General features: G+C 60.0%; 21 protein-coding genes. 7 read left to right on the plus strand and 14 right to left on the minus strand.

All coding sequences use genetic code 11. The features are described from left to right. Positions 1-2: 2 nt before the first annotated feature. Positions 3-2693 (plus strand): SNF2-related protein, encoded by a 2691-nt coding sequence (locus tag ACSPX5_RS14270; RefSeq protein ID WP_439821973.1) that lies wholly within the window; start codon positions 3-5, stop codon positions 2691-2693. A 42-nt stretch (positions 2694-2735) separates the two neighbouring features. On the opposite strand, the gene ACSPX5_RS14275 is transcribed toward ACSPX5_RS14270, so the two are convergent. The 3 genes from ACSPX5_RS14275 to ACSPX5_RS14285 form a co-directional block, all read right to left on the minus strand. Beyond that, complete coding sequence (locus ACSPX5_RS14275) at positions 2736-3473, minus strand: S-methyl-5'-thioinosine phosphorylase (RefSeq protein ID WP_439821974.1); 738 nt, start codon at positions 3471-3473, stop codon at positions 2736-2738. 12 nt (positions 3474-3485) lie between these two features. Further along, the gene (gene nagZ / locus ACSPX5_RS14280; protein WP_169432674.1) at positions 3486-4484 is read right to left on the minus strand and encodes a beta-N-acetylhexosaminidase; all 999 of its coding nucleotides are present in this window, start codon (positions 4482-4484) and stop codon (positions 3486-3488) included. A 170-nt stretch (positions 4485-4654) separates the two neighbouring features. Continuing rightward, entirely contained in the window at positions 4655-5362 is a 708-nt protein-coding gene (locus ACSPX5_RS14285) for a TetR/AcrR family transcriptional regulator (protein ID WP_007953037.1), read from the minus strand. 230 nt (positions 5363-5592) lie between these two features. Here ACSPX5_RS14285 and lexA point away from each other — a divergent pair, with 230 nt between their 5' ends. Further along, on the plus strand, positions 5593-6201 hold the full coding sequence (gene lexA / locus ACSPX5_RS14290; protein WP_007953044.1) for a transcriptional repressor LexA: 609 nt from the start codon (positions 5593-5595) through the stop codon (positions 6199-6201). Between the two features lie 10 nt (positions 6202-6211). After that, the gene (gene sulA / locus ACSPX5_RS14295) at positions 6212-6685 is read left to right on the plus strand and encodes an SOS-induced cell division inhibitor SulA (RefSeq protein WP_169431218.1); all 474 of its coding nucleotides are present in this window, start codon (positions 6212-6214) and stop codon (positions 6683-6685) included. A gap of 78 nt (positions 6686-6763) precedes the next feature. On the opposite strand, the gene ACSPX5_RS14300 is transcribed toward sulA, so the two are convergent. The 7 genes from ACSPX5_RS14300 to ACSPX5_RS14330 all read right to left on the minus strand — a co-directional run bounded on the left by ACSPX5_RS14300 (position 6764) and on the right by ACSPX5_RS14330 (position 15211). Next, entirely contained in the window at positions 6764-6997 is a 234-nt protein-coding gene (locus ACSPX5_RS14300; protein ID WP_003226592.1) for a hypothetical protein, read from the minus strand. 106 nt (positions 6998-7103) lie between these two features. Further along, complete coding sequence (locus tag ACSPX5_RS14305; protein WP_169431219.1) at positions 7104-7628, minus strand: DUF6586 family protein; 525 nt, start codon at positions 7626-7628, stop codon at positions 7104-7106. Positions 7629-7799: 171 nt separating this feature from the next. Next, entirely contained in the window at positions 7800-10430 is a 2631-nt protein-coding gene (topA, locus tag ACSPX5_RS14310; RefSeq protein ID WP_439821975.1) for a type I DNA topoisomerase, read from the minus strand. Positions 10431-10544: 114 nt separating this feature from the next. Then, on the minus strand, positions 10545-10781 hold the full coding sequence (locus tag ACSPX5_RS14315; protein WP_439821976.1) for a DUF1653 domain-containing protein: 237 nt from the start codon (positions 10779-10781) through the stop codon (positions 10545-10547). A gap of 99 nt (positions 10782-10880) precedes the next feature. Then, on the minus strand, positions 10881-12056 hold the full coding sequence (fadA, locus tag ACSPX5_RS14320) for an acetyl-CoA C-acyltransferase FadA (RefSeq protein WP_085613118.1): 1176 nt from the start codon (positions 12054-12056) through the stop codon (positions 10881-10883). Between the two features lie 29 nt (positions 12057-12085). Continuing rightward, positions 12086-14233, minus strand: a complete 2148-nt coding sequence (gene fadB / locus ACSPX5_RS14325; protein WP_074689251.1) for a fatty acid oxidation complex subunit alpha FadB — start codon at positions 14231-14233, stop codon at positions 12086-12088. A gap of 540 nt (positions 14234-14773) precedes the next feature. Beyond that, on the minus strand, positions 14774-15211 hold the full coding sequence (locus ACSPX5_RS14330) for a hypothetical protein (protein ID WP_169431221.1): 438 nt from the start codon (positions 15209-15211) through the stop codon (positions 14774-14776). A gap of 118 nt (positions 15212-15329) precedes the next feature. Between ACSPX5_RS14330 and ACSPX5_RS14335 the strand changes: the two genes are divergently transcribed. Continuing rightward, positions 15330-15767: a universal stress protein gene (locus tag ACSPX5_RS14335; protein ID WP_011335197.1), complete on the plus strand. Its 438-nt coding sequence runs from the start codon at positions 15330-15332 to the stop codon at positions 15765-15767. A gap of 75 nt (positions 15768-15842) precedes the next feature. Here the strand turns inward: ACSPX5_RS14335 and ACSPX5_RS14340 are convergent, their stop codons facing one another. Further along, positions 15843-17765 carry an ATP-binding cassette domain-containing protein gene (locus ACSPX5_RS14340; protein WP_169431222.1) on the minus strand — a complete coding sequence of 641 codons (1923 nt, stop codon included), beginning with the start codon at positions 17763-17765 and terminating at the stop codon, positions 15843-15845. Positions 17766-17978: 213 nt separating this feature from the next. Here ACSPX5_RS14340 and ACSPX5_RS14345 point away from each other — a divergent pair, with 213 nt between their 5' ends. After that, entirely contained in the window at positions 17979-19907 is a 1929-nt protein-coding gene (locus ACSPX5_RS14345; RefSeq protein WP_169431223.1) for a transglycosylase SLT domain-containing protein, read from the plus strand. 105 nt (positions 19908-20012) lie between these two features. Here the strand turns inward: ACSPX5_RS14345 and ACSPX5_RS14350 are convergent, their stop codons facing one another. Then, a complete protein-coding gene (locus ACSPX5_RS14350) occupies positions 20013-21806 on the minus strand; it encodes an ABC transporter transmembrane domain-containing protein (protein WP_439821977.1) in 1794 nt (597 codons plus the stop codon). A gap of 259 nt (positions 21807-22065) precedes the next feature. Here ACSPX5_RS14350 and ACSPX5_RS14355 point away from each other — a divergent pair, with 259 nt between their 5' ends. Continuing rightward, positions 22066-22245, plus strand: coding sequence for a PA1571 family protein (locus tag ACSPX5_RS14355; RefSeq protein ID WP_065260694.1), 180 nt, complete (start codon positions 22066-22068; stop codon positions 22243-22245). A 57-nt stretch (positions 22246-22302) separates the two neighbouring features. On the opposite strand, the gene pdxB is transcribed toward ACSPX5_RS14355, so the two are convergent. Further along, the gene (gene pdxB / locus ACSPX5_RS14360; protein WP_439821978.1) at positions 22303-23445 is read right to left on the minus strand and encodes a 4-phosphoerythronate dehydrogenase PdxB; all 1143 of its coding nucleotides are present in this window, start codon (positions 23443-23445) and stop codon (positions 22303-22305) included. A 160-nt stretch (positions 23446-23605) separates the two neighbouring features. Between pdxB and ACSPX5_RS14365 the strand changes: the two genes are divergently transcribed. After that, a complete protein-coding gene (locus ACSPX5_RS14365) occupies positions 23606-25015 on the plus strand; it encodes an MATE family efflux transporter (protein ID WP_169431226.1) in 1410 nt (469 codons plus the stop codon). A 50-nt stretch (positions 25016-25065) separates the two neighbouring features. On the opposite strand, the gene tusA is transcribed toward ACSPX5_RS14365, so the two are convergent. Continuing rightward, a complete protein-coding gene (tusA, locus tag ACSPX5_RS14370; protein WP_011335204.1) occupies positions 25066-25317 on the minus strand; it encodes a sulfurtransferase TusA in 252 nt (83 codons plus the stop codon). Positions 25318-25371 lie beyond the last annotated feature (54 nt).

Raw genomic sequence — 25371 nt, forward strand, 5'->3', positions numbered from 1 at the left:
TTATGTCCCCGCCTCTGAGTAAACCGCTGGCCTCCTCCTGGGTCAGCCGGTTCAAGGAACAAAGCCTGGAGCGTGGCCGCCGCTACGCTCTGGAAAACCGGGTGCGGATCGTGCAGGTCGGCGATGCGACCATTACCGCCAGCTGCGAAGGCTCGGGCGGCAACATCTATCGCCAGACGATCCATTTGCGCGAGTCAGCCAAGGGTACCCTGCTGATGGTCGATGCCACCTGCACCTGCCCGGTTCACAGCAACTGCAAACATTGCGCAGCGGTATTGCTGCAAGTGCAGGAAACCCTGGAATACCCCGCCGCCGCCAAAGACGCCGAACTGCTGGAAAAGCTCCAGGCCGTCCTCGAAAACCGCAGCCCCAAGGCGCCGCCGCAAGTACTGGTGGACAATGTGCAACCGGTGCCACGCCTGTGGCTGGCCAGCGTCGAATTCAGCGCCTTCGAACCGCGCAACGGCAAGATGCAGCGTTACATCCAGCATCGTGCGGCGCTGTCCTTCAGTTATCTGGACGAATACGTCAGCGGGCAAAAAAACAGTGACATCCTGATACGCCAGGAAACCCAGACCCTGCGGGTCAAACGTCATCCGGACGTCGAGCAAAGCTACCGCGAACAACTGCGGATTCTCGGTTTTCGCATTGCCACAAGACAGAGCAAGGCGCTGCCGGAAAGCGCCGGCGAACTCTATGAAATGGTCAACGACAGTGCGTGGCTGACCTTCACCCTGAACGATCTGCAAAAGCTGCGAACCCAGGGCTGGGAACTGCTGGTCGACGATGAGTTCGGCTTCGATCTGACGGCCGTCGATGACTGGTATGCCACGGTCGAGCAGACCCCGGAACGGGACTGGTTTGACCTGGAACTGGGCATCATCGTCAACGGCGAACGCCTGAGTCTGCTGCCGATCCTGCTCAATCTGATGCGCTCGCACACGGAAATCCTCAACCCCGAACGCCTTGCCCGGCGACGGGACGATGAGCTGATTCTGGTGAACATCCCGCAGCGCAACAGCGAGCATGGCCCGCTGCAAGTCGCCCTGCCCCTTGGCCGGTTGAAACCGGTACTGGCAACGCTGGGCGAGTTTTATCTGCAAGAGCCGGGTGAAACCACCCTGCGCCTGAGCAAGGCAGACGCCACCCGCCTCAATTCGCTGGAGGGCATTCCCCTGCTTTGGGAAGGCGGGGAGCAGATCCGCAGTTTCGCCCAACGCTTGCGTGATATCCGCGATTACAGCGCCGACGCACCGGAAGGACTGAACGCGACACTGCGTCCCTACCAGCTCGAAGGGTTGAGCTGGATGCAGTCGCTGCGACAGCTTGAGGTGGGCGGGATTCTCGCGGACGACATGGGACTGGGCAAAACCCTACAGACACTGGCGCACATTCTCAGCGAAAAAAACGCCGGACGCCTGGATCGCCCCTGCATGGTGGTGATGCCCACCAGCCTGATTCCCAACTGGCTGGACGAGGCAGCGCACTTCACGCCGCAGCTCAAGGTCGTAGCCCTGTACGGTGCCAGCCGCAAAAAGCACTTCGAGCATCTGGCCGATTACGACCTGATCCTCACGACTTATGCGCTACTGCCCAAGGATGTCGAGCGTCTGGCGCGGCAGCCACTGCATGTATTGGTGCTGGATGAGGCGCAATACATCAAGAACCCGAACAGCAAAGCCGCTCAGGCTGCCCGCGAACTCAATGCACGCCAGCGTCTGTGCCTGAGCGGCACCCCTCTGGAAAACCACCTGGGCGAGCTGTGGTCGCTGTTCCACTTTCTGCTGCCCGGCTGGCTCGGCGACGTCAAAAGCTTCAACGCCGATTACCGCGTGCCGATCGAAAAGCGCGCCAGCGAAGTCAGACTTCAGCACCTCAACGGTCGGATCAAACCGTTCCTGCTGCGCCGCACCAAGGAACAGGTCGCCACCGAGCTGCCGCCGAAAACCGAGATCATCCACTGGGTCGAACTCAATGAATCGCAGCGTGACGTGTACGAAACCATGCGTCTGGCCATGGACAAGAAGGTGCGCGACGAGATCACCCGCAAGGGCGTGGCACGCAGCCAGATCATCATTCTTGAAGCGCTACTTAAACTGCGCCAGGTCTGCTGCGACCTGCGCCTGGTCAACGACGCCACACTGCCGGCCCGCGGCAGCACCTCGGGCAAGCTCGACAGCCTGATGGAAATGCTCGAAGAGCTGTTCGAGGAAGGACGGCGGATTCTGCTGTTTTCGCAGTTCACCTCGATGTTGTCACTGATCGAGGACGAGCTGAAAAAACGCAATGTCGCCTATGCATTGCTGACGGGGCAGACCCGTGATCGACGTACCCCGGTGAAGGAATTCCAGAGCGGCAAGCGTCAGATCTTTCTCATCAGCCTGAAGGCTGGCGGTGTGGGTCTGAACCTGACGGAAGCGGACACGGTGATTCACTACGATCCGTGGTGGAACCCGGCGACCGAGAATCAGGCAACCGACCGCGCGTATCGTATTGGCCAGGAGAAACCGGTGTTCGTCTACAAGATGATTGCCCGAGGCACAGTCGAGGAAAAGATTCAGCACTTGCAGAGGGAGAAATCCGACCTGGCGGCCGGCGTGCTGGATGGGCGCAAGGCCGAGGACTGGAAGTTGCAGAGCGATGATATCGAGGCGCTGTTTGCGCCGCTGCCGGACAAGTTTGAAAAGCGCTGAGATTCTCAGCGCCTGTTCATTCAAGTCATTGCAGAGCCCGAATCAACCCTTGAGTACGCGCGCCAGTGTCGATTTCACCTTGCCCATGCCATCGTGCAACGCCTGCTCGATCTCAGCCATGGTGATCACTTCCGTGGTCTTGCCCGCCGCCGGGTTCACCACCAGCGACAGACAGGCGTAATCCAGACCCAGCTCACGAGCCAGCGCCGCTTCCGGCATGCCGGTCATGCCGACGATGTCGCAACCGTCTCGCTCCAGACGTACGATCTCGGCCACGGTTTCCAGTCGCGGCCCCTGGGTACAGGCGTAAATGCCTTGATCGCTGTATTCGCAACCTTCGGCAGCCAACGCTGCAATCAGTTGCTGACGCAGCGGCTCGCTGTAGGGAAAGCTGAAGTCGATATGTGTGACATGTTCCAGATCATCGGCGAAATAGGTGTGTTCGCGCCCACTGGTGTAGTCCACGATCTGATGCGGCACGCAGAAATGTCCGGTGCCCATTGCCGGATGGATCCCGCCCACGGCGTTGACCGCGATGATTGCTTCTGCCCCAGCCTGCTGCAACGCCCACAGATTGGCGCGATAGTTGACCTTGTGTGGCGGAAAACGATGCGGGTGGCCGTGACGAGCGAGGAACAGCACTTCCTTGCCGGCATATTCACCAATCTGGACTTCAGCCGAAGGCGCACCATAAGGCGTATCCACCGCCAGCGACTGACGAATGCTCAGGCCTTCCAGCTGGGTCAGGCCGGTGCCACCGATGATTGCGTAAACCGTCATAGCGAAAAATCCTTAATCGATCAGTTGAGCGTCTTTGAGCGCGCCGACAGCGGTCAGCCAGCGCGGATCCTGACGGTATTCGGTGTTGGCGAACGCCTGACCGCGCATGCGTGCGATGCGCGGCGACGGCTTGACCTTCATGCGCTGGGCGGCGCTCAGGGCCAGCTCGGCGGCTGCACGGTCGTTGCACACCAGGCCCATGTCGCAACCGGCGCTGAGTGCCGCCTCGATACGGCTCGCCGCATCGCCGACCACGTGCGCGCCAGCCATGGAGAGGTCGTCACTGAAAATCACGCCATCGAACTGCAACTCGCCGCGCAGGATATCCTGCAACCAGCGCCGTGAAAAACCGGCGGGCTGCGCATCGACTTGCGGATAAATCACGTGGGCCGGCATCACGGCAGCCAATTGTTTGCTCAGTCTGGCGAATGGCACGAGATCATTGGCGCGGATCTCTTCGAGGCTGCGCTCGTCGTTGGGGATTGCAACGTGAGAGTCGGCTTCCGCCCAGCCGTGGCCGGGGAAATGCTTGCCAGTGGCAGCCATACCAGCACTGTTCATGCCTTTGATGAAAGCGCCGGCCAGCAATGCGGCACGCTCCGGATCGCCTTCGAACGAACGGGTGCCGACCACGGCGCTGCGCTGGTAATCCAGATCCAGCACAGGGGCAAAGCTCAGGTCGAGGCCGACCGCCAGTACTTCAGTGGCCATGATCCAGCCGCATTGCTCGGCCAGATATTCGGCGTTCGGATTGTCAGCGATGGCGCGCATGGCTGGCAGGCGTACAAAGCCCTGACGCAGGCGCTGGACACGACCGCCCTCCTGGTCCACCGCCAGCAGCAGATCCGGACGGATGGCCCGGATCGCCGCACTCAGCTCGCGAACCTGGCGCGGATGCTCGATATTGCGGGCAAAAATGATCAGGCCACCCACTTCGGGCTGACGCAACAATTGGCGATCTTCGGCCGTCAGCCAGGTACCGGCGACGTCCACCATCAACGAGCCTTGCAGGCCAGCAGTCATAGAAATTCCTTGAAAACGAAAAACCCGTCGCCCACGAAACCACCACCAGGGGCATTGCCCGGCAGGTTGGTGATTTCAATGAGAAACGGGTTCAGAACGAGAGTCGGCATGGGCGGCTAGCTTAGCGGATGTCCGCAGCCGCGCCCACCCATGGACCGTTAAACCTTGGCCGGTGCCGGCGCTGATTTGCTGCGCGGCCGCAGTTGTGCCGTCGCCATCGCGGTATCGGTGACACCGGTTTCGGCACGCATGCCGGCCGCCAGGAACGGCACCATCAGACGCATCACCTGCTCGATGGAGGTGTTGACGCCGAAGTCGGTCTCGGCAATTGCACGCAAGGCCTTGATGCCCGACATGCTGAACGCCGCAGCGCCGAGCATGAAGTGCACGCGCCAGAACAGTTCGATGGGGGGAATGCGCGGTGCGGCTTCGTTAACCAGCAACATGTAGCGGCGGAATACCTTGCCGTACATGTCTTCCAGGTAACGACGCAGGTGGCCCTGGCTCTGACTGAAGGCCAGCCCCAGCAGGCGCATGAAAATCGACAAGTCGTTACCACTGCGAGGCTGCACCACAAGAGCTTGTTCGACGAGGATTTCCAGCAGTTCTTCGAGCGATGGCTTGTTTTCTGGTTTGGCCTGGCGGCGCTCCAGCTCTTTGTCGAGGCTGATGCAGAATGGGCCGAGGAAGCGCGAGAACACCGCCTGGATCAGCGCCTTCTTCGAGCCGAAGTGATAATTCACCGCTGCGAGGTTGACCCCGGCCTTGCTGGTGATCAGACGCAATGAGGTTTCAGCGAAACCTTTTTCCGCGAACAGCTGTTCTGCAGCATCAAGAATGCGTTCAACGGTTTCCGACTGGGCCATGGCTACTCCGCCTGACAAACACTTGTTTGAAACATACGTTTCAGCCTATGCCTTGTCAAGCCTGCCGGTTCGTTTTGGGAATGGTCGGTCAGATATTTAACCACAACAAGGACGCCACATTAATCGATGCCGTCACTGACCGTCCGGCGGCCTGGCAAAAAACGATCATTGCCAAGATCACTTCACTGTATATAATCCCAGTCACTGTATAAAAAGACAGAGCGATCAATATGCTTAAGCTGACGCCACGCCAAGCCGAGATTCTGGCCTTCATCAAACGCTGCCTCGAAGACAACGGCTACCCGCCGACCCGTGCGGAAATCGCTCAGGAACTGGGTTTCAAATCGCCCAACGCTGCCGAAGAGCATCTCAAGGCGCTCGCTCGCAAAGGCGCGATCGAAATGACCCCAGGGGCCTCTCGCGGCATTCGAATCCCCGGCTTTGAAGCCAAAGTCGACGAATCGACCCTCCCGATTATCGGTCGAGTGGCCGCCGGTGCGCCGATTCTCGCCCAGCAGCACATCGAAGAGTCCTGCAACATCAACCCGGCCTTCTTCCACCCTCGCGCAGATTACCTGTTGCGGGTCCACGGGATGAGCATGAAGGACATCGGTATTTTCGACGGTGATCTTCTGGCAGTTCACACGACCCGGGAAGCACGTAACGGCCAGATCGTAGTCGCCCGGATTGGCGATGAAGTGACGGTCAAACGCTTCAAGCGCGATGGCAGCAAGGTCTGGTTGATCGCAGAGAACCCCGAGTTTGCCCCCATCGAAGTCAACCTGAAAGATCAGGAACTGGTGATCGAAGGCTTGAGTGTCGGCGTCATCCGCCGCTAAAGGAGGCTTTATGCAGTTCCCACACGCACCCCAGCAAACACAACTGCCGTTGTTCGAAGCGTTTCTCGCGCAACCTCTCGCCCCCATCCTCAAGGATGTTGTCGAGCGTCCGTGGAATACCGAACCCGAAGCGTTCAGCGAGCTGTCACTGCGCGGCGCAGCCGGGAACTGCCTGAACCTGCTGGCACCCATTCTTCGTGAATTGAGTGATGATCAGGACGCACGATGGCTGACCCTGATTGCGCCACCGGCGAGCCTGACCCAAACCTGGTTGCGGGATGCCGGATTGAATCGTGAACGCATCCTGTTGTTGCAACCGCGCGGCGCACAGAGCGCTCAGCAACTGGCTTGCGAAGCCTTGCGCCTGGGTCGTAGCCATACGGTGGTGACATGGTTGAACCCGCTCAATTCAGGTTCACGCCAACAACTGATCAGCGCCGCCCGCACCGGGGACGCTCAAAGTCTGAATATTAGATTGGGCTGACTTGATACGCACTGTCTGAAGCGCGGGGCTTCTCAAGGGATAGAGAAGCCGACCGAAGCAATACTCGACGGGCGGTGCTCAATGAAGAACCCGTGGCCCCTCTTCCTTGTCAAACTCGCCTTCAACCATTCGACCGGCCATCTGCACGCCGACGCTCAGCATCGCTTTGGCAATTTCAACATGCTGGCCCTGCAGAAACGCCTTGGCATCCTCGGAGAAATCCAGAGTCACCAGAGAACCCTCGTCCTCAGCCCTGCGCAGTTCGATCCGGCCGTCTGGTAGCTCGACAATTTCTAGAAAGGATGTTGGCATAAAGGTCTGTTCTCCACGAAAGGCAGGGATTATATAGAGATCATTCGGGATTCGCTCAGGATCTTGACCAGCAGCATGCATCTCGTCGCTGCCAGCCAAGACGCCATCAGCACTCGTTCAAGCCTTCACGGAAACGGATAGCCAGGCCCTTCAGGTTCTGCCGCCAGCGCTCCAGCTCTTCACGACTCAACTCTTCGGGTGCCTGCTCTTCATCCAGATTGACCGCCTGAATCAGTGGCTGGGTCACATCACCTTTTGGCTTGTGTGGCACTCGTGGTGGCTGAAACAACGCGGAATGCGCAGACAGCAATTTAGCCAGCCAGGTTTGCGGATTACCCGCCAACTCGACCATCTCGGCCAACTCGGGGATCGCAATCGACTCGATCACTTCAGGGGTCAACAGCGTTTCCGCCCGGGGCGCGTTAGCCTGTGGCAGCCGATAGAACCCTGCAATTTCGTGACACAGCCCCAGCAATGCGCCGTAGAGATGAAACAGCGCCGATTCGCGCCCGGCCTGAATCAATGCCAGCGAATTCATCGCCCGCCCCTCTTCAGCCCTGGCCAGCGCTTCCAGCGACAGACCCGCGAAATAGATCTTCTGATTGGTACGGGTATAGAGCTCGTGGGCCATATCGGCACTCTCCGCAGCGAAACAATTTCTTCATACAGGTCGGACAGTGTCATGGATCAACCAATCCGACCGCAAGCTTTAAACAAAAAGGCCACATGAAAACCAGAAGGTTGTCATGCGGCCTTTTGTGTTGAAGCCACCTTATCAGGGCAACCTCAGATCAGCACCAGCTCAAGCCTTGGCTTTCGCCGGACGCTTGTCTTCGACCGTCCACTGGCCACCGTCATAGAACGCCTTCCAGCCAGTCGGCTTGCCGTCGACTTCGGTCTGAACGTATTGCTCCTTGGTCTTGCGGCTATAGCGGATCACGGCTGGCAGGCCATCCGGATCCTTCTGCGGCGCTTCGCACAGGAAGTGGTACTTCGGATCGATCTCATCCTTGTGCGGCAGAATCTCGATCACCAGCGGAGCACGGGTCTCGCGGTTTTTCGGGAATTGGCTGGCCGCCAGGAACAGGCCGGAAGCACCGTCGCGCAGGATGTAGGTGTCGTTGACCTTTTCGCATTTCAGCTCAGGCATCTTCACCGGATCCATCTTCGGCGGCGCCGCGTCCCCGCTCTTCAGCAGCTTGCGGGTGTTCTTGCACGTCGGGTTGGTGCAACCGAAGAACTTGCCGAAACGGCCGGTCTTGAGCTGCATCTCGCTGCCGCACTTGTCGCACTCCAGGCTCGGACCTTCGTAGCCCTTGATGCGGTAGCTGCCCTCTTCGATCTCGTAGCCGGCGCAATCCGGGTTGTTACCGCAGATGTGCAGCTTGCGCTTTTCGTCGAGCAGGTAGGCGTCCATCGCGGTGCTGCAGATTGGGCAGCGATGCTTGCCGCGCAGTACCAGGGATTCCGACTCACCTTCGTCGTCCGCCGCGATTTCATCGCCCGGCACCAGGTTGACGGTGGCCTTGCAACGTTCTTTCGGCGGCAGGCTGTAGCCCGAACAGCCGAGGAACACGCCAGTCGACGCAGTACGGATCTGCATCGGGCGGCCGCAGGTGGTGCACGGAATATCGGTCATCACCGGCTGGTTGGCACGCATGCCGGCTTCCGGATTCTCCGCCACTTCGAGTTTTTTCTTGAAGTCGCCGTAGAACTCGTCCAGCACGTTTTTCCAGTCGCGCTCGCCCTGAGCCACGTCATCGAGGTTCTCTTCCATGCCGGCGGTAAAGCCGTAGTCCATGAGGTTCGAGAAGCTCTCGGACAGACGCTCGGTGACGATGTCGCCCATTTTTTCCGAATAGAAACGACGGTTATGCAGGGTCACATAACCGCGATCCTGAATGGTCGAAATGATCGCCGCGTAGGTCGAAGGACGGCCGATGCCGCGCTTTTCCATTTCCTTCACCAGGCTGGCTTCCGAGTAACGGGCCGGCGGCTTGGTGAAATGCTGGGTCGGATCAAGCTTGATCAGCTTCATCACGTCGCCCTGAGCCATGTCGGGCAGGACATCGTCGTCGCCCGGCTTGGTGATTTGCGGCAGGACACGGGTGTAGCCGTCAAACTTCAGGATACGGCCCTTGGCACGCAGCTCGAAGTCGCCAGCGGCCACGCTGACGGTGGTCGACAGATATTGGGCCGGCAGCATCTGGCAAGCCAGAAACTGGCGCCAGATCAGCTCGTAGAGGCGCTCAGCGTCACGCTCCATGCCAGCCAGCTTGCTTGGCGTGGTGTTGGCGTCGGAAGGACGAATCGCTTCGTGAGCCTCTTGTGCGCCTTCCTTGCTGCTGTAGACGTTCGGCGTTTCCGGCAGGTACTTCTTGCCGAATTCGTCTTCGATGTAGGTACGCGCCATCGTCACGGCATCCGCCGAGAGGTTGGTCGAGTCGGTACGCATATAAGTGATGTAGCCGGCTTCGTACAGACGCTGGGCCATCATCATGGTTTTCTTCACGCCGAAGCCGAGGCGGTTGCTCGCGGCCTGTTGCAGCGTGGAGGTGATGAACGGTGCCGACGGCTTGCTGCTGGTCGGCTTGTCTTCACGCTTGACGATGCTGTAGCTGGAGGACTTCAGCTTCTCCAGCGCCGCCATGGCCTGAGCTTCGTTGAGGGGTTTGAAAGCTTCGCCCTTTTCACGCGCCACTTCGAAACGCACGGTCGAGCCTTTTGCAGTGCCGAGATCGGCATGCACTTCCCAGTATTCTTCCGGGATGAACGCGCGAATTTCACGCTCACGCTCGACCACCAGCTTCACGGCCACCGATTGCACGCGACCGGCGGACAAACCGCGAGCGATCTTCGCCCACAGCAGCGGCGAGACCATGTAGCCGACGACGCGATCGAGGAAACGACGGGCCTGCTGCGCGTTCACTCGATCGATGTCGAGTTCGCCCGGCTCCGAGAAGGCTTCCTGGATCGCCTTCTTGGTGATTTCGTTGAACACCACACGCTTGTAGCGGCTGTCGTCACCGCCGATGGCTTCGCGCAGGTGCCAGGCAATGGCTTCCCCCTCGCGATCCAAGTCGGTTGCGAGATAGATGGTGTCAGCATCCTTGGCGAGCCGGCGCAGCTCTTCGATGACCTTTTCCTTGCCCGGGAGGATCTCGTACTTGGCTTTCCAGCCATGATCGGGATCGACACCCATACGCGAGACCAGCTGCTTGCGCGCCTTCTCTTTCGGCGACAGCGCTGGCGCTTCGCCTGCAGTTGCCTTGCCGCGCTTGGCGGCTGGCTCCTTGCTGGCGCTAGCCGAACCGCTGGTGGGCAGGTCTCGGATATGGCCGATACTCGACTTCACCACGTATTGGTTGCCCAGATACTTGTTGATGGTCTTGGCCTTAGCCGGGGATTCCACAATGACCAGCGATTTGCCCATGGATCAGAAAATTCCTGAATTCTAGAAGTGAAAGGCGGTTGGCGCCTGACGCGGCACCGCTATATATAGTGGCTACAAGGTGAGGTCAAGCGCAGGGTTTTGCGCGCACTCGCCTTACAGCTTCGAAAAAAGGCTCGGTTCGGCTTGCACCAAAGCAAAGCGTGGGACCTGCTCGCCGTCAACCTCGACGGACTCCAGGAACATGCTCAAGGGACGTACCCAGAAGCCGTAATCGCCATACAGGGCTTGGTAAAAGACCACTTCTTCTTCGGTCTCGGAATGCCGCGCGACACTGAATACGCGGTACTGCGGACCTTTGTAATGTTGGTAGAGCCCAGGTTGTATCGGCATGCTTCGGCCCTCACTCAAATTTTTTCAAAATAAAAACAAAAATAAATCCGCAAAAACAAAAACCGGGGCACTTGGCCCCGGCTTCCATCGACGAGACGCTTAAACGCGTTCGAAGACGGTGGAGATGCCTTGGCCGAGGCCAATGCACATGGTGGCCACCCCGAAGGTGCCGCCATTCTGCTTCATCACGTTCAGCAAAGTGCCGGAAATACGGGCACCGGAGCAACCGAACGGGTGACCCAGGGCGATCGCGCCGCCGTGCAGGTTAACCTTCTCATTCATCTTGTCGAGCACTTTCAGGTCTTTCAGCACTGGCAGGGCCTGTGCGGCGAACGCTTCGTTGAGCTCGAAGAAGTCGATATCGTTGATACCCAGGCCCGCACGCTTGAGTGCTTTCTGAGTCGCCGGTACCGGACCATAACCCATGATCGCCGGATCCACACCCGCCACCGCCATCGAACGAATCACCGCCATTGGCTGGATGCCCAGGTCCTGCGCACGCTGCGCCGACATCACGATCATGCACGAAGCACCATCGGTGATCTGCGACGAAGTACCGGCAGTCACGGTACCGCCCTTTGGATTGAACGCCGGCTTCAGAGCCGCCAGACTTTCCAGAGTGGTTTCCGGACGAATGGTTTCGTCGTAGTCGAAGGTTTTCAGGAAACCGTTCTCGTCGTAACCCTGCATCGGGATGATTTCGTCCTTGAACTTGCCTTCCACAGTCGCCTTGTGGGCCAACTGGTGGGAACGCACGCCAAAGGCGTCCTGCTGTTCGCGAGTGATGCCGTGCATTTTGCCCAGCATTTCAGCGGTCAGGCCCATCATGCCCGAGGCTTTCGCCGCGTACAGGGACATGTGCGGGTTCGGATCGACACCGTGCATCATGCTCACGTGGCCCATATGCTCGACGCCACCAACCACGAATACGTCACCGTTACCGGTCATGATCGCTTGCGCAGCGGTGTGCAGGGCGCTCATCGACGAGCCACACAGACGGCTGACGGTCTGGCCGGCCGAGGTGTGCGGGATCTGGGTCATCAGCGACGCCATCCGCGCGATGTTCCAGCCCTGCTCCAGGGTCTGGTTGACGCAGCCCCAGATCACGTCCTCGACTTCGGCAGGATCGACCTTGGTGTTGCGTTCCAGCAGTTTGCTGATCAGGTGCGCCGACATGTCTTCGGCGCGGGTGTTGCGGTGCATGCCGCCCTTGGAGCGGCCCATCGGAGTACGACCGAAGTCGACAATCACGACGTCTCTAGGATTCAAGCTCATAAGTTCACTCTCACTCTAGTTGGGGGCGCTTAACCGAAGAAGCTCTGGCCGTTCTTGGCCATTTCGCGCAGCTTCGCGGTCGGGTGGTACAGCGCGCCCAAATCAGCGTACTGGTCGGCCAGGGCAACGAACTCGGCAACACCGATCGAATCGATGTAGCGCAGCGCACCGCCACGGAATGGAGGGAAACCGATACCGTAGACCAGACCCATGTCGGCTTCGGCAGCAGTTTCGACGATGCCGTCTTCCAGGCAACGCACGGTTTCCAGGCACAGCGGGATCATCATCCAGTTGATGATGTCTTCGTCAGTGACTTCACGCTGCTCGTAGACGATCGGCTTGAGCACTTCCAGTACCGACGGATCAGCAACCTTCTTCTGCTTGCCTTTCTTGTCGGCCTCGTAGGCGTAGAAGCCCTTGCCGTTCTTCTGACCCAGACGCTTGGCTTCGTAAAGCACGTCGATGGCCGAACGACGGTCGTCCTTCATGCGGTCCGGGAAGCCTTCAGCCATCACGTCACGACCGTGGTGACCGGTGTCGATGCCGACCACGTCCATCAGGTACGCCGGGCCCATCGGCCAGCCGAATTTTTCCATGATCTTGTCGATACGGACGAAGTCCACACCGGCGCTGACCAGCTTGGCGAAACCGCCGAAGTACGGGAACAGTACGCGGTTGACCAGGAAGCCGGGGCAGTCGTTGACGACGATCGGGTTCTTGCCCATTTTCTTGGCGTAGGCAACGGTGGTGGCAATCGCCTGTTCGCTGGATTTCTCGCCACGAATCACTTCCACCAGCGGCATCATGTGCACCGGGTTGAAGAAGTGCATGCCGACGAAGTTTTCCGGACGCTTGAGGGCCTTGGCCAGCAGGCTGATGGAAATGGTCGAGGTGTTGGACGCGAGGATGGTGTCCTCTTTGACCTTGTCTTCGACTTCCGCCAGAACGGCTTGCTTGACCTTCGGGTTCTCGACCACGGCTTCCACGACCAGGTCGACGTGACCGAAATCGCCGTAGGACAGGGTCGGACGAATGCCGTTGAGCACTTCAGCCATTTTCGCAGCGGTCATGCGGCCTTTATCAACGCGACCGACCAGCAGCTTGGCGGCTTCCGCCAGACCTTGCTCGATGCCGTGTTCATTGATGTCCTTCATCAGGATCGGCGTGCCTTTGGACGCCGACTGATAAGCGATACCGCCACCCATGATGCCGGCGCCCAGCACGGCAGCCTGCTTCACGTCCTTGGCGATTTCGTCGTAGGCCTTGGCCTTTTTCTTCAGTTCCTGATCGTTCAGGAACAGTCCAATCAAGCTCTGCGCGGCAGAGGTCTTGGCCAGTTTCACGAAACCTGCGGCTTCGACTTCCAGCGCCTTGTCGCGACCGAAGTTCGCGGCTTTCTGGATAGTCTTGATCGCTTCAACCGGGGCCGGGTAGTTCGGGCCGGCCTGGCCAGCCACAAAACCCTTGGCAGTTTCGAAAGCCATCATTTGTTCAATGGCGTTCAGCTTGAGCTTTTCCAGCTTCGGCTGACGCTTGGCCTTGTAGTCAAACTCGCCGGAGATGGCGCGCTTGATCAGTTCAAGGGCAGCATCCTGCAGCTTCTCGGGAGCAACCACCGCATCGACGGCGCCGACTTTGAGCGCGTCTTCAGGACGGTTTTCCTTGCCGGCGGCAATCCACTCGATGGCGTTGTCGGCACCGATCAGGCGCGGCAGACGCACGGTACCGCCGAAGCCCGGGTAGATGCCCAGCTTGACTTCCGGCAGACCGATCTTGGCCTTGGTGGACATGACGCGGTAGTCCGCTGCCAGGCACATTTCCAGACCGCCACCCAGGGCGATGCCGTTGATCGCGGCCACGGTCGGAACGTTGAGGTCTTCGAAATCGCTGAAGATCTTGTTGGCTTCGAGATTGCCTGCAACCAGCTCGGCATCCGGCAGCTTGAAGTTGTCGACAAATTCGGTGATGTCGGCGCCGACGATGAACACGTCCTTGCCACTGCTGACGATCACGCCCTTGATCGAAGCATCTGCCTTGATGGTGTCTACGGCCTGACGCAGTTCGTTCAGGGTAAGACGGTTGAACTTGTTGACGGACTCACCCTTGAGGTCGAATTTCAATTCGACGATGCCACTTTCAAGAGCTTTAACCGTGATGGCTTTACCTTCGTAAATCATCAACTGATCTCCACGATATGGAAGCTGAACAGTACACGTCGGACGCAGGCGAATGGCTCGGCAGGACGCTTTTTCGTCAATGCTGACACCAATCCACCCGGCACACCCGCCAACGCGATAGTCGGGATTCTGTAGGAGCAGTCTGCAATACAAACGCTCAATTCATACGCCCGTTTGATTTGGGTACGCCACCTTCACGGAATTTCCGACAATTGTCAATCGCCCTAAATACGGGTTGAAATGCGACTTTGCGGTCATTTCTGTAAGACGCAGCCCGGCCACACATGCCTGCATGTCAGGGCATTCATAAGATTAATAGTTAGAAAAGTCGCCCTAATTCGCTGCAAGCCTTGTTTAACAGGCTACGCTGGCGGGACTACGAAGGAAAACAGACGCACGTCTGCTGACCGGATCACTCGGAATCAGCACTGAAAAGAATTTCCGGCCTGCCTGGCCAACCCCGCCCGATGAATCATGTCGGGCTTTTTATTGCTCGTCTGCCAGACGTTTCGCACCGTTGCAGCGCGAAACTTCAGCGAATCATGCCAGCGCTTTCAGCGTTGCATCAATTTCCAGCAGAACCGAAGCGTCACCCTTCTCGCCCCAATAGAGCGCAATCATCTGTTTGTCGGCCTCAACCTTGAACACGTTGCCCGGCAATTTTTCGAAATGATTCAGCAAAAGTGGATCGTCACAGGCTTCCTGCCACTGATTGACCCACACACCCGGGGATTTCTGCCAATACGTCCAGCACGCAGGCTGCCTGCTGCGTCGCGGCCGGTGGTATTGCGCACACGGGTTTGGCGGCTCCTGGCTCAACCAGTGCGGCCACTCCTGAGGCGCCAGCTGCATGGCCAGCCCGATGCGCCGGGCCTCCGTGCGCAAGGCTATCCGGCCACTCTGTGCGCGGGACGGACGCAACCATGCCAGCGGACTCAACACCACCAGCAGGATTGACACCACCAGCCAGACCGTCATATCTCTACTCCCGTTTTTAAATGCGCCGATTTTGAATGAGCCCATTGCGTGACGCTGGAACCAATGCGCTTGAAACCAGCCATACTTACCAATATTGATCCCTCACGAGGAGCACCTCATGCCCTACCACCATATCCTGGTCGCCGTAGATCTGACCGAAGAGTGCGACCCTGTGATCCACCGCGCCCGAGAGCTGTCGGTGAGCAATGGCGCCAAGCTGTCGCTGGTGCATATCGTCGAACCGATGGCCATGGCCTTCGGCGGTGACGTGCCGATGGATCTGTCACAACTGCAACAACAGCAGTTCGATCAGGCCAAGGAACGTCTTGAACGCCTGAAGCACAAGTACACCGAACTCGAAGGCGCCAACTGCCACCTGACCTACGGCCAGCCCCGTCAGGAAATCCACCATTTCGCCAAGGAACAGCAGTGCGACCTGATCGTGGTCGGCAGCCATGGCCGACACGGTTTGGCGCTGCTATTGGGCTCGACCGCCAACGATGTCCTGCACGGCGCGCCTTGCGATGTGCTGGCGGTGCACCTGGTCAAACGCTGATCCCACTCGCTTGTGAAAAGCTGAAAAGCCCGGCACCCATTACTGGATGCCGGGCTTTTTCATGCCTTGAAACAATCAGGCGTCCAGCTCGGCCCAACGCTCCACCAGCGCATCCAGCTCAGCCTGCAATTGCTCCAGTGAAGCAATCACCTTGGCCGTCTCGGCCGGCGGACGCTGATAGAAACCAGCCTCAGCCATTTCAGCCTCGACAGCAGCGATCTGCTGTTCCTTGGCATCGATGTCGCCCGGCAGCGCTTCCAGCTCGCGCTGAAGCTTGTAGCTCAGCTTTTTCTTCGCCGCCGGGGCCGCCGCGACTGGTGCGGCAACCGGAGCCGGTTCGGCAGTGACCACCGCCGAATTCAGGTCGGCCTTGCCGGATTTGCTTTCGGTCACGCCCAACAGACGCGGCGAACCGCCCTGGCGGATCCAGTCCTGATAGCCGCCAACGTACTCGCGAACCTTGCCTTCACCTTCGAAGACCAGAGTGCTGGTGACCACGTTGTCGAGGAATGCCCGGTCGTGGCTGACCATCAGTACGGTGCCGTTGAAAGTCAGCAACACTTCTTCGAGCAGCTCGAGGGTTTCCACGTCCAGATCGTTGGTCGGTTCGTCGAGCACCAGCAGGTTCGCAGGCTTGCTGAACAGTTTGGCCAGCAGCAGACGCGCGCGCTCACCACCGGACAACGCTTTCACCGGCGTGCGGGCACGCTGCGGGCTGAACAGGAAGTCGCCGAGGTAGCTGAGCACGTGGCGGCTCTGGCCGTCGATGTCGATGAAGTCGCGACCCTCGGCGACGTTGTCGATCACGGTCTTTTCCAGATCCAGCTGATGACGCAGCTGATCGAAGTAGGCCACATCGATCCGGGTGCCCTCTTCCACTTTGCCGCTGGTCGGTTGCAGGCCGCTGAGCATCAGTTTCAGCAGGGTGGTCTTGCCGGTGCCGTTGGCACCAAGCAGGCCGATCCGGTCGCCGCGCTGCAGCACCATCGAGAAATCGCGAATCAGGAACGGGCCGCCCGGATGCGCGAAGCTCACGTTATCCAGCACCATCACCTGCTTGCCAGACTTCTCGGCAGTTTCCAGCTGGATGTTGGCTTTGCCGGTACGCTCACGACGCTCGCTACGCTCGACGCGCAACGCTTTCAGTGCGCGAACCCGGCCTTCGTTACGGGTACGCCGGGCTTTGATGCCCTGACGGATCCACACCTCTTCCTGCGCCAGACGCTTGTCGAACAGCGCGTTGGCCGTTTCTTCGGCAGCCAGTGCGGCTTCCTTGTGAACCAGGAAACTGGCGTAGTCGCCGTTCCAGTCGATCAGGCCGCCGCGATCCAGTTCGAGGATGCGGGTGGCGAGGTTTTGCAGGAAGGAACGGTCGTGCGTGATGAACAACACGGCGCCCTGGAAATCCTTCAAGGCTTCTTCAAGCCAGGCAATTGCACCAATGTCCAGGTGGTTGGTTGGCTCGTCGAGCAGCAGCAGATCCGGCTCGGATACCAGCGCCTGCGCCAGCAGCACGCGACGACGCCAGCCGCCGGACAACTCGGCGAGGGTCTTGTCGGCCGGCAGTTGCAGGCGGCTCAAGGTGCTGTCGACCAGAGTCTGCAAGCGCCAGCCGTCACGGGCTTCGAGGTCGTGCTGGACGTGCATCAGCTTTTCCAGGTCGGCGTCGGTGACGATGTTCTGGCTCAGGTGATGGTATTCGGCGAGCAAGGCGCCCACACCGTCGAGGCCTTCGGCGACCACGTCGAACACCGTCCGCTCGTCGGCCACCGGCAATTCCTGCGGCAATTCACCGATTTTCAGACCGGGGGCACGCCACACCGAGCCGTCATCAGGCTTCTGGTCGCCCTTGACCAGTTTCATCATGCTGGACTTGCCAGTGCCGTTGCGACCGATGATGCACACCCGCTCACCACGGGCGATCTGCCAGGACACCTTGTCCAACAACGGCATCGCGCCGAATGCAAGGGACACATCGCTGAATTTGAGCAGGGTCATGAGCTTCTCCAAAAACCGGGCGCGCATTCTACCTGAATCGAGGGCCGAACAGGCCGGCAATTTCACCGCTGACGTACTCTGCACAACATTTGTTGCGATCTTGTGCCGCAAGGCCGGCAAAGCTTTCGCCGTCTGCTGGCAAAAGGCTAAGCTACAGACAATTCAGTGCCGCCCACGCTGGCACTTGTCATGATTTCTCTGCCCGGATGTCTCATGCGCAGTCGCCTTCTCAGTGTTTTGTCCTGTTTGCTACTCACCGCCGCTGCTGCTCAATCCGCCCAGGCGGTGGACCTGTCCACCCAGCGTCAGTATTACGATGAGGCCAAGCGCGCCCTGGCCAAGGGCGACACCGGCCCGTATTTCCGTTACAGCCAGGCCCTCGCCGACTACCCGCTTGAGCCGTACCTGGCCTACGACGAGCTGACCGCCCGCCTCAAGACTGCCAGCAACGCGGAAATCGAAAAGTTCCTCGCCGAACACGGTGATCTGCCTCAGGCCAACTGGATGAAGTTGCGCTGGTTGCGCTGGCTGGCCGATCGTGGCGACTGGGCGACGTTCGTCAAGTATTACGACCCGAAGCTCAACTTCACCGAACTGGACTGTCTGAACGCGCAGTACCAGATCAGCAGCGGCCACAAGGCCGAGGGTTACGCCAACGCCGACAAACTGTGGCTGACCGGCAAATCGCAGCCTGCCGCGTGTGATGCGCTGTTCGGGATCTGGGCCGCCGACGGTCAACTGACCGAGCAAAAACGCTGGGAGCGCACCAAACTCGCCGCACAGACACGCAACTATCCGCTGGCCAACAGCCTGGTCAATGGCCTGACCACCCTCGCCCCTCGCGGGCGCCTGTTGGTGGATGTGGCGCAAAAACCTGAACTGCTCAACCAGCCGTCGCGCTTCACCCCGGCCGACGAACCGATGTCGGACATCGTCAGCCTCGGCCTGCGCCGTCTGGCCCGTCAGGATCCGGACAAGGCCATGGATCTGCTCGATGGCTACGCCAGCAGCATGCATTTCTCCCGGGATGAAAAAGTCGCCATCGCCCGGGAAATCGGTCTGACCCTGGCCCGTCGCTTCGACAGCCGCGCCCTGGACGTGATGACCAAATATGACCCGGAACTGCGCGATAACACCGTGTCCGAATGGCGCCTGCGTCTGCTGCTGCGTCTGGCACGCTGGGACGATGCCTATCAGTTGACCCGTCGCCTGCCGCAGGATCTGGCGACCACCAACCGCTGGCGCTACTGGCAGGCCCGCAGCCTGGAACTGGCGCAACCGCAGAACCCCGAAGCACAAACGCTGTACAAAGGTCTGGCGCGGGAGCGGGACTTCTACGGTTTCCTCGCCGCCGACCGTTCGCAGCAGCCCTATTCGCTGGTCAACAAACCGCTGGTGCTCAGCCAGGCCATCATCAACAAGGTGCGCAACACCCCCGGTGTTCGCCGTGCACTGGAATTCCATGCCCGCGGGCAGATCGTCGACGGCCGTCGCGAGTGGTATCACGTCAGCCGTCACTTCAATCGCGACGAAATGGTCGCCCAGGCCAAACTGGCTTATGACCTGAAGTGGTACTTCCCGGCGATCCGCACCATCAGCCAGGCGCAATACTGGGACGACCTGGACATCCGCTTCCCGATGGCCCACCGCGACACCCTCGTGCGTGAAGCCAAGGTCCGTGGCCTGCACTCGAGCTGGGTGTTCGCCATCACCCGTCAGGAAAGCGCCTTCATGGACGACGCCCGCTCCGGCGTCGGCGCCAGCGGCCTGATGCAACTGATGCCCGGCACCGCCAAGGAAACCGCGCGCAAGTTCAGCATTCCGATGGCCTCGCCACAGCAGGTGCTCGATCCGGACAAGAACATCCAGCTCGGCGCCGCCTACCTGAGTCAGGTGCACAGCCAGTTCAACGGCAACCGCGTGCTCGCCTCCGCCGCCTACAACGCCGGCCCCGGCCGCGTGCGCCAGTGGCTGCGTGGCGCCGACCACCTGAGCTTCGACGTCTGGGTGGAAAGCATCCCGTTCGACGAAACCCGCCAGTACGTGCAGAACGTGCTGTCCTATTCGGTGATCTACGGCCAGAAACTCAACTCGCCGCAACCGCTGGTGGATTGGCATGAGCGGTACTTTGACGATCAGTGATCCTTCAGCGCCTGGCTGACAGATCGGCGTAAACAAAAATGCCCGCATCGATCGATGCGGGCATTTTTTATGGCGCTTGAGCGGGTCGGCTACAGGGTCGGTTACTCAGTCGGTTACTGGGTCGGTCGAAGCCTGATGTCCATCACTGAACTGCAACGCCGCCAACCGCGCATACAGCGGATTGCTGGCGATCAGCTCCTGATGCGTGCCAATCGCCACCAGTTTGCCCTGATCCATCACCGCGATCCGGTCGGCGTTTTTCACCGTCGCCAACCGGTGGGCGATGACCAGCGTGGTGCGGTTTTGCATCAGGCTGGGCAATGCTTGCTGGATCAGGTGTTCGCTCTGTGCGTCGAGGGCGCTGGTGGCTTCATCGAGCAGAAGGATCGGCGCGTCGACCAGCAACGCCCGGGCGATGGCCAGACGCTGGCGTTGCCCGCCTGACAGGCCGAGGCCGCCGTCGCCCAGGTGGGTCTGGTAGCCGTCGGGCATTTGCTCGATGAAGTCGTGGGCGTGAGCGATTTTCGCGGCTTCCCGGACTTGCTCCGGCGTGGCGGTCGGGCAACCGTAGCGAATGTTTTCTTCGACACTGCCGAAGAACAGCGCCGGGGTCTGCGAAACCAGTGCAAAACAGCGGCGCAGGTCCAGCGGATCAAGACTCCTCAACGGCACACCATCTATCAGGATTTGCCCTTCGCGGGGATCGTAAAAGCGCAACAGCAAGTCATACACCGTGGACTTGCCCGCACCGGACGGCCCGACCAGCGCGAGGGTTTCGCCCGCATTGACCGTCAGACTCAAGCCGTCAACGGCATAGCTTTCGGGACGCGAAGGGTAGGAAAAGCGCACGTCCTGCAACGCCAGTTCGCCCTTGATCCGCTCCGGCAAGGTCACAAGTCCATCTTTGGGCGGTTGGATAATGTTCTGCGAACGCAACAATTCGGCGATGCGCTCGGCGGCGCCCGCTGCGCGCTGCAATTCGCCGATCACTTCGCTCAACGTGCCGAACGCACTGCCGACGATCAGGCTATAGAACACGAACGCCGCCAGTTCACCGGCAGATATTCGCCCGGCGATCACGTCCATGCCACCGACCCACAACATCACCGCCACGGCGCCGAGCACCAGCACAATCACCAGCGTAATAAGCCAGGCCCGCTGGAAAATCCGTTTGCGCGCCGTTTCGAATGCCTGCTCGACAGTGGAGGCGAAACGCTGTTCGTCCTGCACCTGATGGTTGTAGGCCTGAACAGTCTTGATCTGGCCGAGGGTTTCCGACACGTAACTGCCAATGTCGGCGATCCGGTCCTGGCTCAATCGCGAGAGATTACGTACCCGTCGCCCGAAAATCAGGATCGGCGCAATCACCAGCGGCAGCGCAATCACCACGATGCTGGTGAGCTTGGCATTGGTGATGAACAGCAACACGACACCGCCAATGACCATCAGTAAATTGCGCAGGAACAACGACAGCGACGAGCCGATCACCGATTGCAGCAATGTCGTGTCAGCGGTCAGGCGCGACTGGATTTCCGAACTGCGGTTGTCCTCATAAAACCCGGGATGCAGGTAAACCAGATGGTTGAACACCTGCCGACGAATGTCCGCCACCACCCGTTCGCCAATCCATGACACCAGATAAAACCGGGCAAAGGTGCCGACCGCGAGCCCCAGCACCAAGAGCATGAACAGGCCAATGGACTGATTGAGCAGGTGCGGCGACTGGGTCATGAAGCCCTGATCGACCAGCAGCTTGATGCCCTGCCCCATCGACAGCGTAATACCGGCCGTGACAATCAATGCGAGTAGCGCACCGAAGGCCTGCCAGCGATAGGGCGCAAGAAAATGACTGGTCAGGCGCAGGGCCCGGCGGTGGCGCGAGGAAAGCATCGGGATCATTCAGGTTCACGTCGTGTGCTGATGGATAGGGCCAGCCTACAGACTCAAATGGGGTGGAACTCTGCAAATCACAATGAGTCAGGTTAATTATGACCGGCCAGACTACCTCCTAGATGCTATCGGTCTAATGCCCGGGTTGAGACGAACGGTCATTTCTGCTTGAGTGGAGATACCGTTCCGGAAAGATCGAAGGGAGTTGTCACAGCCTGGTCACCTGACGGTTTTATTGTGCTTACACAACCTGATGAGGAGACAGGCCATGTCCTTGCAACACAGCAGCGACGACAAGATTCAAGTGATCCGCACCAAGCCCGGCCAACCTCTGGGTTGCTCGATTATCGATAAGGATGGGCGCGAAGTGCCAATCACTGAAGACATGATCCAGAACGCCTGCCGCGAACTGGAGAAGCGATTGGTCAAGCCTGCCGAACAAAAGTGATATAGCCACCGTCTTCCTGACCCGGCCCTTGCAGGCCGGGTTTTTTCTGTCCGGTGTTTAAACGGCCACCGCCCCCAATGCCGACACGATCTGCCGCAGGGCTGGTGAATCCCCCTCAATTCTTACTTTCAACCCTTCGATTTCGCGACGCACCGGATACTGCTTGCGCAACACATCGAACGCCGCGCGTTGCTCGCCGACGCTGCCCAACAGGGTGCTGCGAAAATCCGCATCGTCCCGGCGCGGGTCGTACACGCCTCGGCACAACATCGCCAGCGCCCAGGCCGGATCGCTGTCGGCATGCAGGGAAACTTCCGACAACCACGGTGCCGGCAACAGATCGCCGAGCTGAATGCTGGCCGGCTGACCGATGAATTCGCAGTAAGCCTGATAGATCTGCGCCGTGCCGCGCTGTTTGCCATCGAGGCTGTAACCGGCGATGTGCGGAGTGGCCAGCACACAGAGTTCGGCCAGCGCCACATCGACTTGCGGCTCGGCTTCCCAGACGTCAAGCACCGCTTGCAGGTCTTCTCGCTCCAGCAGCACTTTGCGTAATGCGACGTTATCCACCACCGGGCCACGGGCGGCGTTGATCAGCCAGGTACCGGGTTTGAGTTGTTGCAAACGTGACTCGTCGAACAAGTGCCAGGTCGCACCTTCACCGCTGCGGGTCAGCGGCGTGTGCAAGCTGATCACGTCGCATTGCTCGATGATCTGCTCCAGGCTGACATAGTCGCCGCCCTCGGCCGCCTGACGCGGCGGATCGCAGACTTTCACGTGCCAGCCCAGCCCCTTGAGTACCTTGATCAGGCGACCGCCGACTTCACCGGCGCCGATCACGCCATAGGTGCGCTGCGTCAGGTCGACGCCTTCGATTTCGGCGAGCGTCATCAGGCTGCCCAGCACGTAATCCACCACGCCCCGGGCGTTGCAGCCGGGCGCGCTGGACCAGGTGATGCCGGCCTCGTTGAAATAATCGAGGTCCAGATGATCGGTGCCGATGGTGCAGGTGCCGACAAAACGCACCTTGCTGCCTTCCAGCAACGCACGGTTGACGTTAGTCACTGAGCGCACCAGCAGCACGTCGGCCTGTTCGACCGTGGCCCGGTCAATGGAACGGCCCGGCACCCGGCGGATTTCTCCAAAACCGGCAAAAAAGGCATCGAGCAACGGGATATTTTCGTCGGCAACAATCAGCATGGCGGGGCTCCTTGGGCGGATCGGCAGTGTAGGCGCTGGGACTGCGATGAGCCAGCAGGCTGTTGTTTACAAATCCGCAACAGAGGAATTTTCCTGACCATTGTGTCAGCGGCGTAGAATGCCCGGCCTTGCGCATCAACCCCCTGTGGACGCTTTGCCTGTGAACTCCGTAACCGAACGCCCTGACGCCGTTTCCCTTAACCGCCCTGCCCGGGTTCGCCTGGAGCTGAAGAATCTGCTCGGCCTGGCCCTGCCGATCATGATCGCGCAACTGGCAACCACCGCCATGGGCTTCGTCGATGCGGTGATGGCCGGGCGCGTAGGGCCCAAGGATCTGGCGGCCGTGGCGCTGGGCAACTCGATCTGGGTGCCGGTGTTTCTGCTGATGACCGGCACCCTGCTGGCCACCACGCCGAAAGTCGCCCAGCGCTTCGGCGCGGGTACTCACAGCGAGATCGGCCCGATCGTGCGTCAGGCCTTGTGGCTGGCTCTGGTGGTCGGACTGATGGCGACCACCCTGCTGTTCTGCGCCGAACCGGTTCTGCACCTGATGAAAGTCGATCCGGAACTGATCGGCCCATGCATGCAATACCTGCACGGCATCGCCAGCGGTCTGCCGGCCGTGGCCTTCTACCATGTGCTGCGCTGCACCAGTGACGGCCTCGGTCGCACCCGCCCGGCGATGGTGCTGGGCCTGTGCGGTCTGGCGCTGAACATTCCGCTCAACTACGTGTTCATTTATGGCCACTTCGGCGTGCCGGCCATGGGCGGCGTCGGTTGCGGCTGGGCCACGGCGATCGTGATGTGGGTGATGGCGCTGGGCCTGGCCGGTTATGAGCGCTGGGCCCCGGCCTACAAGTCGAGCGAACTGTTCAGCCGTTTCGACTGGCCGCAATGGGCAGTGATCAAGCGGTTGCTGGCCATCGGTCTGCCGATCGGCATCGCGGTGTTTGCCGAGTCGAGCATCTTCGCGGTGATCGCGCTGCTGATCGGCAGCCTTGGCGCCACGGTGGTGGCCGGACACCAGATCGCGCTGAACGTCAGCTCGCTGGTGTTCATGATTCCATACTCGCTGGGCATGGCCGTGACCGTGCGTGTCGGCCAGGCTCTGGGCCGTGAAGAACCCCGCGAAGCACGTTTCGCCGCGGGTGTCGGCATGGGCACTGCGCTGGCCTACGCCTGCCTGTCGGCGAGCATGATGTTGCTGATGCGCGAGCACATCGCGGCGATCTATACCTCTGATCCGATGGTGATCCACATCGCGGCGATGCTGATCGTGTATTCGGCGCTGTTCCAGTTCTCCGATGCGATCCAGGTCACCGCCGCTGGCGCCCTGCGCGGTTATCAGGACACGCGGGTGACGATGATCCTGACCTTGTTCGCCTATTGGGGCATCGGCCTGCCGGTGGGTTACGCCCTCGGCCTGACCGACTGGTTCGGCGAACCTCGCGGCCCGAGCGGTTTGTGGGAAGGCCTGATCGTCGGACTCAGCTGCGCGGCGCTGATGCTGTCGATCCGCCTGACGCGCAGTGCGCGCAAACGCATTCGCATCAGCCGCTCGATGGGCTGACCGGCCATAAAAAAAGACCTGCATTTGCAGGTCTTTTTTTTGCCTTTCGATCAACCGGACTTCTTGCGGATCCAGTACAGATAGGTCCCGGCCTCTTCGTGCTGACCTACCAGTTCATGGTCGAGAAACACGCAGAACTTGGGGATGTCGCGGCGGGTCGACGGGTCGGTGGCGATCACCTTCAGCAGGCCGCCGGGCACCAGGTCACGGATGTGCTGGTGCAGCATCATCACCGGCTCCGGGCAGTTTAGGCCCGTAGCGTCGAGGGTGCCGTCGACCGGCGTATTGATCATTTCACTCATGATTCACTCCTGAAACTGGCCGGCATTGTCGCCCAATGCCGGGTGTTCGGTCAC

The organism is Pseudomonas sp. HLG18 (genome assembly GCF_051903985.1).
In the GTDB taxonomy this organism is placed as follows: Bacteria; Pseudomonadota; Gammaproteobacteria; order Pseudomonadales; family Pseudomonadaceae; genus Aquipseudomonas; species Aquipseudomonas fluorescens_BT.

Excerpts from the sequence above, each read along its gene's own strand:
- ACSPX5_RS14270 (WP_439821973.1), top strand. The coding sequence starts at position 3 with ATGTCCCCGCCTCTGAGTAAACCGCTGGCCTCCTCCTGGGTCAGCCGG.
- ACSPX5_RS14275 (WP_439821974.1), bottom strand. The coding sequence starts at position 3,473 with ATGACGGTTTACGCAATCATCGGTGGCACCGGCCTGACCCAGCTGGAA.
- ACSPX5_RS14285 (WP_007953037.1), bottom strand. The coding sequence starts at position 5,362 with ATGGCCCAGTCGGAAACCGTTGAACGCATTCTTGATGCTGCAGAACAG.
- lexA (WP_007953044.1), top strand. The coding sequence starts at position 5,593 with ATGCTTAAGCTGACGCCACGCCAAGCCGAGATTCTGGCCTTCATCAAA.
- sulA (WP_169431218.1), top strand. The coding sequence starts at position 6,212 with ATGCAGTTCCCACACGCACCCCAGCAAACACAACTGCCGTTGTTCGAA.
- ACSPX5_RS14300 (WP_003226592.1), bottom strand. The coding sequence starts at position 6,997 with ATGCCAACATCCTTTCTAGAAATTGTCGAGCTACCAGACGGCCGGATC.
- ACSPX5_RS14305 (WP_169431219.1), bottom strand. The coding sequence starts at position 7,628 with ATGGCCCACGAGCTCTATACCCGTACCAATCAGAAGATCTATTTCGCG.
- topA (WP_439821975.1), bottom strand. The coding sequence starts at position 10,430 with ATGGGCAAATCGCTGGTCATTGTGGAATCCCCGGCTAAGGCCAAGACC.
- ACSPX5_RS14315 (WP_439821976.1), bottom strand. The coding sequence starts at position 10,781 with ATGCCGATACAACCTGGGCTCTACCAACATTACAAAGGTCCGCAGTAC.
- fadA (WP_085613118.1), bottom strand. The coding sequence starts at position 12,056 with ATGAGCTTGAATCCTAGAGACGTCGTGATTGTCGACTTCGGTCGTACT.
- fadB (WP_074689251.1), bottom strand. The coding sequence starts at position 14,233 with ATGATTTACGAAGGTAAAGCCATCACGGTTAAAGCTCTTGAAAGTGGC.
- ACSPX5_RS14330 (WP_169431221.1), bottom strand. The coding sequence starts at position 15,211 with ATGACGGTCTGGCTGGTGGTGTCAATCCTGCTGGTGGTGTTGAGTCCG.
- ACSPX5_RS14335 (WP_011335197.1), top strand. The coding sequence starts at position 15,330 with ATGCCCTACCACCATATCCTGGTCGCCGTAGATCTGACCGAAGAGTGC.
- ACSPX5_RS14340 (WP_169431222.1), bottom strand. The coding sequence starts at position 17,765 with ATGACCCTGCTCAAATTCAGCGATGTGTCCCTTGCATTCGGCGCGATG.
- ACSPX5_RS14345 (WP_169431223.1), top strand. The coding sequence starts at position 17,979 with ATGCGCAGTCGCCTTCTCAGTGTTTTGTCCTGTTTGCTACTCACCGCC.
- ACSPX5_RS14350 (WP_439821977.1), bottom strand. The coding sequence starts at position 21,806 with ATGATCCCGATGCTTTCCTCGCGCCACCGCCGGGCCCTGCGCCTGACC.
- ACSPX5_RS14355 (WP_065260694.1), top strand. The coding sequence starts at position 22,066 with ATGTCCTTGCAACACAGCAGCGACGACAAGATTCAAGTGATCCGCACC.
- pdxB (WP_439821978.1), bottom strand. The coding sequence starts at position 23,445 with ATGCTGATTGTTGCCGACGAAAATATCCCGTTGCTCGATGCCTTTTTT.
- tusA (WP_011335204.1), bottom strand. The coding sequence starts at position 25,317 with ATGAGTGAAATGATCAATACGCCGGTCGACGGCACCCTCGACGCTACG.